A 12,032-nucleotide genomic window follows, 5' to 3' on the forward strand; every position below is an offset into this window, starting at 1 on the left:
ACAACAAAAACAATAAGTGCTTCCAGGCCCTGCTCTGGAAGAGGAGTCCACGAATGAAAGCATTCCACTTGCTGCTCGGCACCGCCTGCATGGCCTCGCTCGGCCTGGCCCAGGCCGCCGAAACCCTTACCGTCGCCACCGTCAACAACGCGGACATGATCCGCATGCAGCGCCTCTCCAAGACCTTCGAACAGCAACACCCCGACATCAAGCTCAACTGGGTGGTGCTGGAGGAGAACGTCCTGCGTCAGCGCCTGACCACTGACATCGCCACCGATGGTGGCCAGTTCGACGTGCTCACCATCGGCATGTACGAGGCCTCGCTGTGGGGCGACAAGGGGTGGCTCGCCCCGATGACCGACCTCCCTGACGACTACGACCTGGACGACGTCTTCCCCTCGGTTCGCGAAGGCCTTTCGGTCGACGGCACCCTTTACGCACTGCCCTTCTATGCCGAAAGCTCGATGACCTACTACCGCACCGACCTGTTCGAACAGGCCGGTCTGAACATGCCCGAACACCCGACCTGGACCCAGATGGCCGAGTTCGCCGAAAAGCTGCACAAGCCTGGCGAGGACCAGTACGGGATCTGCCTGCGCGGCAAGGCCGGCTGGGGCGAGAACATGGCGCTGGTCACCACCGTCGCCAACGCCTTCGGCGCGCGCTGGTTCGACGAGAAGTGGCAGCCCGAATTCGATGGCCCCGAATGGACCAAGGCGGCCAAGTTCTATGTCGACCTGCTCAGCCAATACGGCCCGCCCGGCGCCTCCAGCAATGGTTTCAACGAAAACCTGGCGCTGTTCAACAGCGGCAAATGCGCCATGTGGGTCGATGCGACCGTTGCCGGCTCCTTCGTGACCGATGAATCGCAGAGCAAGGTCGCCGACAAGGTCGGTTTCACCTTCGCACCGCAGGAGACCACCGACAAGGGCTCGGCCTGGCTGTACTCCTGGGCACTGGCGATCCCGACCAGCTCCCAGCAGAAGGACGCCGCCAAGACCTTCACCGCCTGGGCGACTTCCAAGGACTACGCCAAGCTCGTCGCCGAGACCGATGGCGTCGCCAACGTGCCGCCGGGCACGCGCGAGTCCACCTACAACGAGCAGTACATGGCGGCCGCGCCGTTCGCGGAGATCACCCTGGAGTCGCTCAAGCAGGCCGATCCCGCCTCGCCATCGGCCAAGCCGGTGCCCTACGTCGGTATCCAGCTGGTCACCATCCCCGAATTCCAGGCCATCGGTACCCAGGTCGGCAAGATGTTTTCCGCCGCGCTGACCGGGCAGATGCCGGTCGAGCAGATGCTTACCGCGGTGCAGCAGTCGACCACCCGCGAAATGAAGCGCGCCGGTTATCCCAAGTAGACCAGCCGCACGTCCCGTGAAGGCGTAAACCCGCGAGGGCTCCACGAGCCCTCATCGGCCCCTCTTCAGCCGGAGCATCATCATGGCGACCACCACGACTGCCTTGCCCAAGGCCCCTGCGAGCAACGCATCACCACAACCTGCCGAGCGCCGCCGGCCGAGGTTGGCCCCGAGCTGGTTCCTGGTCAGCCCTTCGGTCGCGCTGTTGCTGCTGTGGATGCTGGTACCACTGGCGATGACCCTGTACTTCTCGCTCGTGCGCTACAACCTGCTCTATCCCGGCGAAAAGGATTTCGTCGGGCTGGAAAACTTCCACTACTTCCTGACCGATGCCGGCTTCATCCCTGGCATGACCAATACCCTGATCCTGGTCGGCAGCGTGCTGCTGATCAGCGTCGTGCTCGGCGTGCTCATCTCCGCATTGCTGGAGGCGGCGGACTTCGCGGGGCGCGGGATCGTCCGGGTGCTGCTGATCTCGCCGTTCTTCATCATGCCGACCGTCAGCGCGCTGGTCTGGAAGAACCTCATCTATCACCCGGTCTCGGGCATTCTCGCGGCGGTGTGGAAGTTCTTCGGCGCGCAGCCGGTGGACTGGCTCGCACAGCATCCGCTGGCGTCCATCGTGATCATCGTGTCCTGGCAGTGGCTGCCCTTCGCGATCCTGATCCTGATGACGGCCATGCAGTCCCTCGATCAGGAACAGAAGGAAGCCGCCCGCCTCGATGGTGCGGGCCCCATCGCGATCTTCTGGTACCTGACCTTGCCCCACCTGGCCCGCCCCATCGCCGTGGTGGTGATGATCGAGACCATTTTCCTGCTTTCGGTATTCGCCGAGATCTTCACCACCACCAGCGGGGGCCCCGGCTACGCATCCACCAACCTCGCGTACCTGATCTACAACCAGGCGCTGCTGCAGTTCGATGTCGGCATGGCCTCGGCCGGCGGCCTGATCGCGGTGGTGATCGCCAACATCGCGGCGATCATCCTGGTGCGGATGCTCGGCAAGAATCTCACCGAAAAATACTGAGGACAGACCGATGCTGACGCTCAAACAAAGTCGCCGCCTCAATACCCTGGTAGTCGGGCTGTTCGCCTGGGCCGTGGCGCTGCTGCTGTTCTTCCCGATCTTCTGGATGCTGCTGACCAGCCTGAAGACCGAGATCGACGCTTTTGCCACACCTCCGCAATTCATCTTCACGCCCACTCTTGAGAACTACCTGCAGATCCAGGACCGCAGCGGCTACTTCAAGTACGCCTGGAACTCGGTGACCATCTCCTTCGGTGCCACAGCCCTGGGCATGCTGATTGCAATACCTGCGGCCTACTCGATGGCCTTCTACGAGACCAAGCGCACCAAGGGCACGCTGTTGTGGATGCTCTCGACCAAGATGCTGCCGCCGGTGGGCGTACTGGTGCCGATCTACCTGCTGGCCAAACAGTTCGGCATGCTGGACAGCCGCGCAGTGCTGATCATCATCTACACGCTGATCAACCTGCCGATTCTGGTGTGGATGATCTACACCTACTTCAAGGACATCCCCCGCGACATCCTCGAAGCGGCACGTATGGACGGCGCAACCTTGATGCAGGAAATGGTTCGCGTGCTGCTGCCGATCAGCAAGGGCGGGCTGGCCTCGACCATGCTGCTGTCGCTGATCCTGTGCTGGAACGAGGCATTCTGGTCGCTGAACCTGACCTCTTCCAATGCCGCGCCGCTGACCGCCCTGATCGCGTCCTACTCCAGCCCGGAAGGCCTGTTCTGGGCCAAGCTTTCGGCCGTATCCACCCTCGCCTGCGCTCCCATCCTGATTTTCGGCTGGATCAGCCAGAAGCAGCTGGTCCGCGGCCTGTCGTTCGGCGCCGTGAAATGAGCGCCGCCTGACAACCAAGAACAACTGAGGATTCGAACATGGCAGACCTGAAGATCCACAACCTGAAGAAAGGCTTCGACGGCAACGAGATCATCAAGGGCATCGACCTTGACATCCGCGACCGCGAATTCGTTGTCTTCGTCGGCCCCTCCGGCTGTGGCAAGTCCACCCTGCTGCGCCTGATCGCCGGGCTCGAGGAGGTCAGCAGCGGGCGAATCGAACTGGACGGGCGCGACATCACCGATGTCAGCCCGGCCAAGCGCGACCTGGCCATGGTGTTCCAGACCTATGCGCTCTACCCGCACATGACGGTGCGCAAGAACATGTCCTTCGCCCTGGACCTGGCCGGTGCCGACAAACAGGAGGTTGCCCGCAAGATCGAAGCGGCCGCGCGCACCCTGGAGCTGGAGCCGCTGCTCGAACGCAAGCCGCGGCAACTGTCCGGCGGCCAGCGCCAGCGCGTCGCCATCGGCCGCGCCATCGTGCGCAACCCCAAGGTGTTTCTCTTCGATGAGCCGCTGTCCAACCTCGATGCCGCGCTGCGTGTGCAGATGCGCCTGGAGCTTTCGCGCCTGCACCAGGAACTGCAGGCCACGATGATCTACGTGACCCATGATCAGGTCGAGGCCATGACCCTGGCCGACAAGGTGGTGGTGCTCAACGGCGGGCGCATCGAGCAGGTCGGCTCGCCCATGGAGCTTTATCACCATCCGGCCAACCTCTTCGTCGCGGGCTTTCTCGGCACGCCGAAGATGGGCTTTCTCAACGGCCGCGCAAGCCGTGTCGAAGCCAGCGGCTGCGAAGTCGAGCTCGACGCCGGTTGTCGTCTGTTCCTGCCGGTGAGCGGCGCCACGCTGAAGGCGGGCGATCCGGTCACGCTCGGCATCCGCCCGGAGCACCTCAACCGTGGCAGCGAAGGCAACTGCCAGTTGACCGTGAAGGCCGACGTCAGTGAACGCCTGGGCAGCGACACCTACTGCCACGTCGTCACCGGCAACGGCGAACAGCTGACCATGCGCATTCGTGGCGACTTCACCCCGCGCTACGGCGAGTCGCTGTCGCTGACGCTGGAGGCCGCCCATTGCCACCTCTTCGACAGCAGTGGTCAGGCGGTCGGCCAGCCGCTCCAGCAGGTGGCCTGACGCCCGACGTCGCGCCCAGCTCTTCCAACGGCAGGTCGCTGCGCCCGTAAAGGCAGCGATCCCGCCCCCGGCTTTTCCACATTCAAGCCCAGCGAGGCCCGAGATGAAGTTGAAAGAAGCGAATCTGCCACAGCTGCCGGCCCCTATCGCGCGCCCCGACTACCGCCTGGCCGAGGTCACCACCGGCATCGCCCACATCGGCGTGGGCGGCTTTCACCGCGCCCACCAGGCGGCCTACACCGATGCGCTGATGAACACCGGCGAGGGGCTGGAATGGGGTATCTGCGGCATCGGCACGCGCGCCGAGGAACGCTCCATGCTCGACGCGCTGGCCTCGCAGGACTATCTCTACACCCTGGTCGAGCTCGACGACCGGCCTGACACCGAGGTCCGGGTGATCGGCAGCCTTCGCGACATGCTGCTGGTGGGCGAGGATGGGTCCGAGGCGGTGGTTGCCCGCCTGGCCGATCCGGCGATTCGCATCGTCTCGCTGACCATCACCGAGGGCGGCTATTGCCTGGACGACAGCACCGGCCAGTTCAATGCGCAACTGCCGCAGATTCAACATGACCTGCAGAACCCGCGCCGCCCGGTCAGCGTGTTCGGCCTGATCTGCGCGGCGCTGGCCAAGCGCCGCGGCGACGGCGTCGGGCCCTTCACGGTGATGTCCTGCGACAACCTCCCCCACAACGGCGACGTGACCCGCAAGGCCACGCTGGCCTTCGCCGGCCTGGTCGACCCCGACCTGGCCCGCTGGATCGAGCGCAACGTCAGCTTTCCCAACGCCATGGTCGACCGCATCACGCCGATGACCAGCACGGCGCATCGCCAGGACCTCAAGCATCAGCACGGCCTCGATGACGCCTGGCCGGTGGTCTGCGAACCCTTCGTGCAATGGGTACTGGAAGACCGCTTCGTTGCCGGCCGTCCGGCCTGGGAAAAGGTTGGCGTGCAGTTCACCGACGACGTTTCGCCCTACGAGGAGATGAAGATCAAGCTGCTCAACGGCAGCCACCTCGCGCTGACCTACCTCGGCTTCCTGCGCGGTTATCGCTTCGTCCACGAAACCATGGCCGATCCGCTGTTCGTCGAGTACATCCGCCGCTACATGGACGAGGACGTCACTCCGCAACTGGCTCCCGTGCCAGGCATCGATCTCGCCCGCTACAAGCAGACCCTGATCGAGCGCTTCTCCAACTGCGCCATCGCCGACCAGCTGGAGCGGGTGTGCTCCGACGGCTCGTCGAAGTTTCCCAAGTTCACCGTGCCGACCATCAACCGCCTGATCGCCGATAACGCCGCCCTGGACCGGGCCGCCCTGGTGGTTGCCGCCTGGGCGCTGTATCTGCGGGGCGTCGATGAAAACGGCGAGCAGTACCGCATCCCCGATCCGCGCGCGGATTTCTGCCAGTCCCTTGTCGCGGAGGACGACGATCTCACCGAACGCCTGCTGGGGCGCGAGGAGATCTTCGGCACGCAGATTCCGCGTTCGCTCGCCTTCCGCGATGCCTTCGAGCGCAACCTGCTGCGGCTGCGCACGCTGGGGGTGAGCGGCACCCTTGATCTGTTGCTGACGCAGTGAGGGACCCGGCATGTTTCTCGGGATCGATTGCGGTACCCAGGGCACCAAGGCGCTGTTGCTCGACGCCAGCAGCGGACGCGTGCTCGGCCAGGGCTCGGCCGGCCACGATCTGATCAGCGGGCCCAACGGCCGGCGCGAGCAGGACACCGGGCAGTGGACCGCCGCTTTCGCCAGCGCTACCGCGGCAGCTCTGGCTGAGGCCGGGGTCGACGGCGGCGCCGTGCTGGGCATTGGTGTCTCCGGGCAGCAGCATGGCCTGGTCACGCTCGATGCCGCGGGCCGCGTCTTGCGCCCGGCCAAGCTCTGGTGCGACACGGAGTCGGCTGCGGAGAATCAGCGCCTGCTCGACTGGCTGGGCGGTGAACAGGGTTCCCTGCAGCGCCTCGGTATCGTCATCGCGCCGGGCTACACGGTTTCCAAGTTGCTGTGGATGAAGGAGCAGCACCCCGCGCTGTTCGCACGCATCGCCCATATCCTGCTGCCCCACGACTACCTCAACTACTGGCTGACCGGACGGTGCGCGAGCGAATACGGCGATGCCTCCGGCACCGGCTATTTCGACGTGCGCGCGCGGCAATGGGCGCCCGAGATCCTGCGCCATATCGATGCCGAGGGTCGTCTGGAGGCCGCGCTGCCCGAGCTGATCGAGTCTCATCAGCCGGTCGGCCGCATCCGGCCCGAACTGGCTGCCCGGCTGGGGCTCAATCCGCAGGCCATGGTGGCAAGCGGCGGTGGCGACAACATGATGGGGGCCATCGGTACCGGCAATATCCGCCCCGGCGCCATCACCATGAGCCTGGGCACCTCCGGCACGCTCTACGCCTTTTCCGGCGAACCCCGTATCAGCTCGCAGCCGGCGGTGGCTACCTTCTGCTCGTCCAGCGGGGGCTGGCTGCCGCTGATCTGCACCATGAACCTGACCAATGCCAACGCGGCAATGCGCGGCCTGCTGGAGCTGGACCTGGAGGCGTTCAACGCGCTGGTGGCGCAAGCGCCGATCGGCTGCGAGGGTGTCACCATGCTGCCCTTTCTAAACGGCGAGCGCGTCCCCGCCCTGCCCCAGGCCAGCGCCAGCCTGCACGGCCTGACCGCTGACAACCTGAGCCGCGCCAACCTCTGCCGCGCCGTGCTCGAAGGCGTGACCTTCGGCCTGCGCTACGGGCTGGACCTGCTGCGCGAAAGCGGCATTCGCAGCGAGCGGATCCAGCTCATCGGCGGCGGCGCGAAGAACCCGCTGTGGCGACAGATCGTCGCCGACCTGATGGCCACGCCGGTGGTCTGCACCCGCCACAGCGAGGCCGCGGCGCTGGGCGGCGCGATCCAGGCGGCATGGTGCCATGCGCGACAGCAGGATCCCGAAGCCAGCCTCCAAGCCATCTGCTCGCGCTGCGTCAGCCTGGACGAAGACACCGCGGTCGCGCCGGTCGCCGAGTCGGTCCGGGCCTATGAGCAGGCCTATCGGCGCTATCGGCAGCTGGTGGCCAGCACCTACGGCGGGCAGACACCACCGGAGCTGACGCCGGTCGCCTCCTGAGGCGCAGCGCTCGGTCACAGGCAAACGGTCATAAAAAAGGCAAAGCCACGGCGTGTGGCTTTGCCCTTGGTTCCGCGCGACTAACTAAGTGTCACATCAGCGGCTGCGCAGCGCCTCGCGGGGCACGTACTTGCCCAGCTCATGACGGGCAATGGCCACCCGATGCACCTCATCCGGGCCATCGGCCAGGCGCAGGGTACGCTGCATCGCCCACCAGTGCGCCAGCGGGAAGTCCTCGGAAACCCCGGCGCCACCGTGGATCTGGATGGCGCGGTCGATGACCTTCAGCGCGACGTTGGGTGCGACCACCTTGATCTGCGCGATCTCGCTGGCGGCGATCTTGTTGCCCACGGTGTCCATCATGTACGCCGCGTTCAGTGTCAGCAGGCGCGCCATGTTGATCTCGATGCGGCACTCGGCGATGTGGTCGAAGTTCGCGCCCAGCCGGGCCAGCGGCTTGCCGAAGGCGGTACGGCTGACGGCACGTTCGCACATCAGCTTCAGTGCGCGTTCCGCGACACCGATCGAGCGCATGCAGTGGTGGATGCGGCCCGGGCCGAGACGCCCCTGGGCGATCTCGAAGCCGCGGCCTTCACCGAGGATGACGTTCTCGTACGGTACCCGCACGTTTTCCAGCAGCACTTCCGCGTGGCCGTGCGGGGCGTCGTCGTAGCCGAACACCGGCAGCGGACGCAGCACCTTCACGCCGGGAGTATCCATCGGCACCAGAATCATCGAGTGCTGGGCGTGCCGCGGTGCATCCGGGTTGGTCAGACCCATGAAGATCATGATCTTGCAGCGCGGGTCGCAGGCGCCGGAGGTCCACCACTTGCGACCGTTGATGACCCACTCGTCACCCTCGCGCACCGCGCGGGCTTCCATGTTGGTGGCGTCGGACGAAGCCACGCCGGGCTCGGTCATGCCGAAGGCCGAACGGATTTCGCCGCGCAGCAACGGTTCCAGCCACTCGCGCTTCTGCGCCTCGCTGCCGTAGCGCACCAGCACTTCCATGTTGCCGGTATCCGGCGCCGAGCAGTTGAACGCTTCCGGGCCGAGGCCCGAGCTGCCCATGATTTCCGCCAGCGGTGCGTATTCGGTGTTGGTCAGGCCGGCGCCCAGTTCCGATTCCGGCAGGAACAGATTCCACAGCCCCTCTGCCTTGGCCTTGGCCTTGAGCTCCTCGACGATAGCGGTCGGCTGCCAGCGGTCACCCTCGGCGACCTGCTGGTAGAACACCTTTTCGGCGGGATAGACATGAGCATCCATGAACGCTTGCACGCGCTCTCTCAGCTCTTGAACCTTCGGGGAGTAGGCGAAATTCATGGGCGACAACCTTCTGGCAGGTAATGTTTTGTAGTTTTGAATGCTAGAGGAGGCCCAGCGATTTATCGAAGCTATTTTCCTCGTGTATAAACATTCATCACCGATATATGATCGGCGAATTCCGATACACGCCGGAGAGCACAACAATGAACCTGAACAAGGTCGATCTGAATCTTTTCATCGTCTTCGATGCCATCTACACCGAGGCCAACCTGACCCGCGCCGGGCAGATCGTCGGCATCACCCAGCCCGCCGTTTCCAACGCCCTTGCCCGCCTGCGCGAGACCTTCAACGACCCGCTGTTCGTGCGCACCGCGCAGGGCATGGTGCCGACGCCAATGGCGCAGAACATCATCGGCCCGGTGCGCAATGCGCTGCAGCTGCTGCGGGTATCGGTGCAGGAAAGCCGCACCTTCAGCCCGGCGCAGGCGAACAAGACCTTCCGCATCAGCATGACCGACCTCACCGAGGCGGTGATGCTGCCGCCGCTGTTCCAGCGCCTGCGCCGTCTGGCACCGAACGTGAAGATCGAGAGCATGCTGGCCAAGCGTCGCGAGACGACCAAGGAACTGGCTGCCGGCCGCCTGGATTTCGCCATGGATGCACCGCTCAATACCGACCCGCAGGTGCGCCACGTCAAGCTGCTGGAAGATCGCTACATCTGCGCCATGCGCCGCGGCCACCCGCTAGCCAAGGACAAGCTGACCCTGGAGCAGTACCTGTCGCTGTCGCACATCCATATTTCCAGCCGCCGCAGCGGGCTCGGTCTGGTGGATCTGGCGTTGGGCAAGATGGGTCTGCAGCGCAAGATCGCCCTGCGCTCACAGCACTATCTGATGGCGACCCAGGTGATCGACCAGACCGACATGGCGGTGACCGTTCCCGAGCGTTTCGCCCGGCGGCACAACCTGCACCAGGTCGACTTGCCGGTGGACATCATGCCGCTGGAAACCCACATCTACTGGCATGAAAGCACCGATCAGGACCCGGCCAACCGCTGGATGCGCGAGCAGATGATCGAGATCGCCCAGCAGGTCACCGCGCAGCAAGATCTCTGATGCCCTGGCGGGTGAAAGCCCGCCTCAGGCGCTGTCGCGCATCACCACTTCGAAACCCACATCGATACAACGCTCGGCAGGCTGCTGACCTCGCATCAGGCTCAGCAGCATCTGCGCCGCCAGCTCGCCGATCTCGCCACGCCGGGTGCGCACCGTGCTCAGCGCCGGGTGCATCCAGGCCGCGGCCGGCAGGTCGTTGAAACCGGCAATCGCCAGCCTTCCCGGCACTTCGAGTCCCAGCTGATGGGCGCGAAACAGCGCCCCGAGGGCCAGGTCGTCGTTGTTGAAGAACACTGCGTCGATCTGCGAGTGCTGCGCCAGCAGCCGATCCAGGAGCTCCGCGCCAAGCCCAATGGACGACAGCTGCGGCGTCAACAGCTCCAGAGTCGGCTCATAGCGACCGGCCTGACGCATGGCCTGACGGTAGCCTTCGGCGCGTTGCAGGGTCCGAGGGTCGAGCTGCGCCGCGGCGAAGGCGACGTGACGATAGCCGCGCTCGAGCAAGGTGCGGGTCATGGCCACGCCGGCTTCCAGTTGCGAGAAGCCGACGCAGTAGTCGCCCGGCCGCTCGCTCAGCTCCATCAGGGTAACCATCGGTGCGGTGTAGTTGGCCAGCACCGCACGGGCGGCATCGCTGCGCTCGAACCCGGTGAGCAGCAGTCCGGCCGGCTGATGGGCCAGATAGGCGCGCAGCAGCCGTTCGTCCTCTTCGGGGCGATAGTGGCTGACGCCGATCATCATTTCGTAACCCGCCGGCATCAGCACCCGCTGGATGGCCTCGACGGTGTCGACGAACACCGCGTTGGACAGCGAGGGGATGATCGCCGCCACCAGGTTGGAGCGCGAACTGGCCAGGCTGCGCGCCGCGGGGTGCGGCACATAGCCGAGCGACTTGACCGCCTGCTCGACACGCTCACGCAATGCGTCGGAAACCAGATCCGGTTGCGACAGCGCACGGGACGCCGACATCAGCGAGCAGCCGGCGCTACGTGCGACATCCGAGAGGGTTACCCGCTCGGCAGAGCGGCGGCGGCGTGTGGTCATACGCGTTCCATTGGTCGAAAGCGGCGGATTCTAGCAGCGGGCAGGTGCCGATCGGCTCCTAGCGCGCGGCCTTTTCGACTTCGGCCTGGACCTGGTCGAACAGCTCCTGGCCGACGGCGTCGATCACCGTCTGGATCGCCGGCTGCGCCTGTTCGCGCATGCGCTGGATCTCATCCGGGCTGACCTCGTTGATCTGCATGCCACGTTCCTTCAGCGCCGCCAGCGCCTGGCTGGCCTCGCGCCGGGTGTCCTCGCGCTCGGCATCGCGGGCCTTTTCCGCAGCGTCCATGAGGATGCCCTGCTCGGTCGCGGACAGCCCGTCCCACCAGCGCTTGGAAACCGTGACGACCCAGGGGCTGTAGACGTGATTGGTCACGCTCAGGTACTTCTGCACTTCATAGAACTTGGAGGACAGGATGGTGTTGTAGGGGTTTTCCTGGCCGTCGACCGCTTTGGTTTCCAGCGCAGTGAACAGCTCGGAGAACGGCAGCGGCACCGCGTTGGCGCCCATGCGCTTGAAGGTGTCGATGAACACCGGGTTGGGCATCACGCGCAGCTTGATGCCATTGAAGTCCTCAAGCTTCTCGATCGGCCGGGCGCTGTTGGTCACATTGCGAAAACCGTTCTCCCAATACACCAGTCCGACCAGACCTTTATCTTCCAGCTTGTCCATCACCTGCCGGCCCACCGGACCGTCCAATACCTGATCGGCCTGGAGCGGATCGGTGAACAGGAACGGCGTATCCCACACCGCCATTTCCTTGCTGATGCCGACCAGCGTCGCGGTCGAGCCGACCATCATCTCCTGCGCGCCGCCGATCAGCGCGTTCTGCATCTGGTCGTCCGAACCGAGGCTGGCGGAGGCGAAGGTACGCACCTTCAGCTTGCCGCCCGAAGCCTTGGCCACTTCCTCGGCCAGCAGCTTGGCCGCCCTGCCCTGGTTACTGTCTTCGTTGAGCCCGTAGCCGAAGCGGATCATGCGTGGGCGGATGTCGTCCGCTGCCTGAACCTGACCGAGGCTGAGCGTGCTGCCGAGCAAGGCGGCAGTCAGGGTGCTGATGAGGAGTCGTTTCATGTCGGGGTACCTTCTTGTTGTTAGACGTGGGTTGTTGAGCGC

General features: G+C 65.0%; 10 protein-coding genes. 7 read left to right on the forward strand and 3 right to left on the reverse strand.

Annotation, left to right across the window (positions count from 1 at the left end; genetic code table 11):
* The first annotated feature begins 53 nt into the window (after positions 1-53).
* The 6 genes from ACX1DW_RS07740 (at position 54) to xylB (ending at position 7,490) form a co-directional block, all read left to right on the forward strand.
* On the forward strand, positions 54-1,361 hold the full coding sequence (locus ACX1DW_RS07740; RefSeq protein WP_458993142.1) for an ABC transporter substrate-binding protein: 1,308 nt from the start codon (positions 54-56) through the stop codon (positions 1,359-1,361).
* Between the two features lie 82 nt (positions 1,362-1,443).
* A complete protein-coding gene (locus ACX1DW_RS07745) occupies positions 1,444-2,388 on the forward strand; it encodes a carbohydrate ABC transporter permease (RefSeq protein WP_458993143.1) in 945 nt (314 codons plus the stop codon).
* Positions 2,389-2,398: 10 nt separating this feature from the next.
* On the forward strand, positions 2,399-3,232 hold the full coding sequence (locus ACX1DW_RS07750; protein WP_228208877.1) for a carbohydrate ABC transporter permease: 834 nt from the start codon (positions 2,399-2,401) through the stop codon (positions 3,230-3,232).
* A gap of 38 nt (positions 3,233-3,270) precedes the next feature.
* On the forward strand, positions 3,271-4,374 hold the full coding sequence (locus tag ACX1DW_RS07755; protein ID WP_014596752.1) for an ABC transporter ATP-binding protein: 1,104 nt from the start codon (positions 3,271-3,273) through the stop codon (positions 4,372-4,374).
* A 103-nt stretch (positions 4,375-4,477) separates the two neighbouring features.
* Complete coding sequence (locus ACX1DW_RS07760; protein WP_458993144.1) at positions 4,478-5,956, forward strand: mannitol dehydrogenase family protein; 1,479 nt, start codon at positions 4,478-4,480, stop codon at positions 5,954-5,956.
* 10 nt (positions 5,957-5,966) lie between these two features.
* Positions 5,967-7,490 carry a xylulokinase gene (gene xylB, locus ACX1DW_RS07765; RefSeq protein WP_458993145.1) on the forward strand — a complete coding sequence of 508 codons (1,524 nt, stop codon included), beginning with the start codon at positions 5,967-5,969 and terminating at the stop codon, positions 7,488-7,490.
* A 96-nt stretch (positions 7,491-7,586) separates the two neighbouring features.
* On the opposite strand, the gene ACX1DW_RS07770 is transcribed toward xylB, so the two are convergent.
* Complete coding sequence (locus ACX1DW_RS07770; protein ID WP_013982861.1) at positions 7,587-8,813, reverse strand: acyl-CoA dehydrogenase; 1,227 nt, start codon at positions 8,811-8,813, stop codon at positions 7,587-7,589.
* 146 nt (positions 8,814-8,959) lie between these two features.
* On the opposite strand from ACX1DW_RS07770, the gene ACX1DW_RS07775 reads away from it, so the two are divergent.
* A complete protein-coding gene (locus ACX1DW_RS07775) occupies positions 8,960-9,871 on the forward strand; it encodes a LysR family transcriptional regulator (RefSeq protein WP_011913327.1) in 912 nt (303 codons plus the stop codon).
* Positions 9,872-9,895: 24 nt separating this feature from the next.
* Here the strand turns inward: ACX1DW_RS07775 and gntR are convergent, their stop codons facing one another.
* A complete protein-coding gene (gene gntR / locus ACX1DW_RS07780; RefSeq protein ID WP_458993146.1) occupies positions 9,896-10,915 on the reverse strand; it encodes an HTH-type transcriptional regulator GntR in 1,020 nt (339 codons plus the stop codon).
* A gap of 58 nt (positions 10,916-10,973) precedes the next feature.
* The gene (locus ACX1DW_RS07785) at positions 10,974-11,990 is read right to left on the reverse strand and encodes a TRAP transporter substrate-binding protein (protein ID WP_458993147.1); all 1,017 of its coding nucleotides are present in this window, start codon (positions 11,988-11,990) and stop codon (positions 10,974-10,976) included.
* Positions 11,991-12,032: the final 42 nt, after the last annotated feature.

Source organism: Stutzerimonas sp. KH-1, assembly GCF_054483855.1.

Excerpts from the sequence above, each read along its gene's own strand:
- ACX1DW_RS07750 (WP_228208877.1), top strand. The coding sequence starts at position 2,399 with ATGCTGACGCTCAAACAAAGTCGCCGCCTCAATACCCTGGTAGTCGGG.
- ACX1DW_RS07770 (WP_013982861.1), bottom strand. The coding sequence starts at position 8,813 with ATGAATTTCGCCTACTCCCCGAAGGTTCAAGAGCTGAGAGAGCGCGTG.
- ACX1DW_RS07740 (WP_458993142.1), top strand. The coding sequence starts at position 54 with ATGAAAGCATTCCACTTGCTGCTCGGCACCGCCTGCATGGCCTCGCTC.
- ACX1DW_RS07775 (WP_011913327.1), top strand. The coding sequence starts at position 8,960 with ATGAACCTGAACAAGGTCGATCTGAATCTTTTCATCGTCTTCGATGCC.
- ACX1DW_RS07745 (WP_458993143.1), top strand. The coding sequence starts at position 1,444 with ATGGCGACCACCACGACTGCCTTGCCCAAGGCCCCTGCGAGCAACGCA.
- gntR (WP_458993146.1), bottom strand. The coding sequence starts at position 10,915 with ATGACCACACGCCGCCGCCGCTCTGCCGAGCGGGTAACCCTCTCGGAT.
- ACX1DW_RS07755 (WP_014596752.1), top strand. The coding sequence starts at position 3,271 with ATGGCAGACCTGAAGATCCACAACCTGAAGAAAGGCTTCGACGGCAAC.
- ACX1DW_RS07785 (WP_458993147.1), bottom strand. The coding sequence starts at position 11,990 with ATGAAACGACTCCTCATCAGCACCCTGACTGCCGCCTTGCTCGGCAGC.
- ACX1DW_RS07760 (WP_458993144.1), top strand. The coding sequence starts at position 4,478 with ATGAAGTTGAAAGAAGCGAATCTGCCACAGCTGCCGGCCCCTATCGCG.
- xylB (WP_458993145.1), top strand. The coding sequence starts at position 5,967 with ATGTTTCTCGGGATCGATTGCGGTACCCAGGGCACCAAGGCGCTGTTG.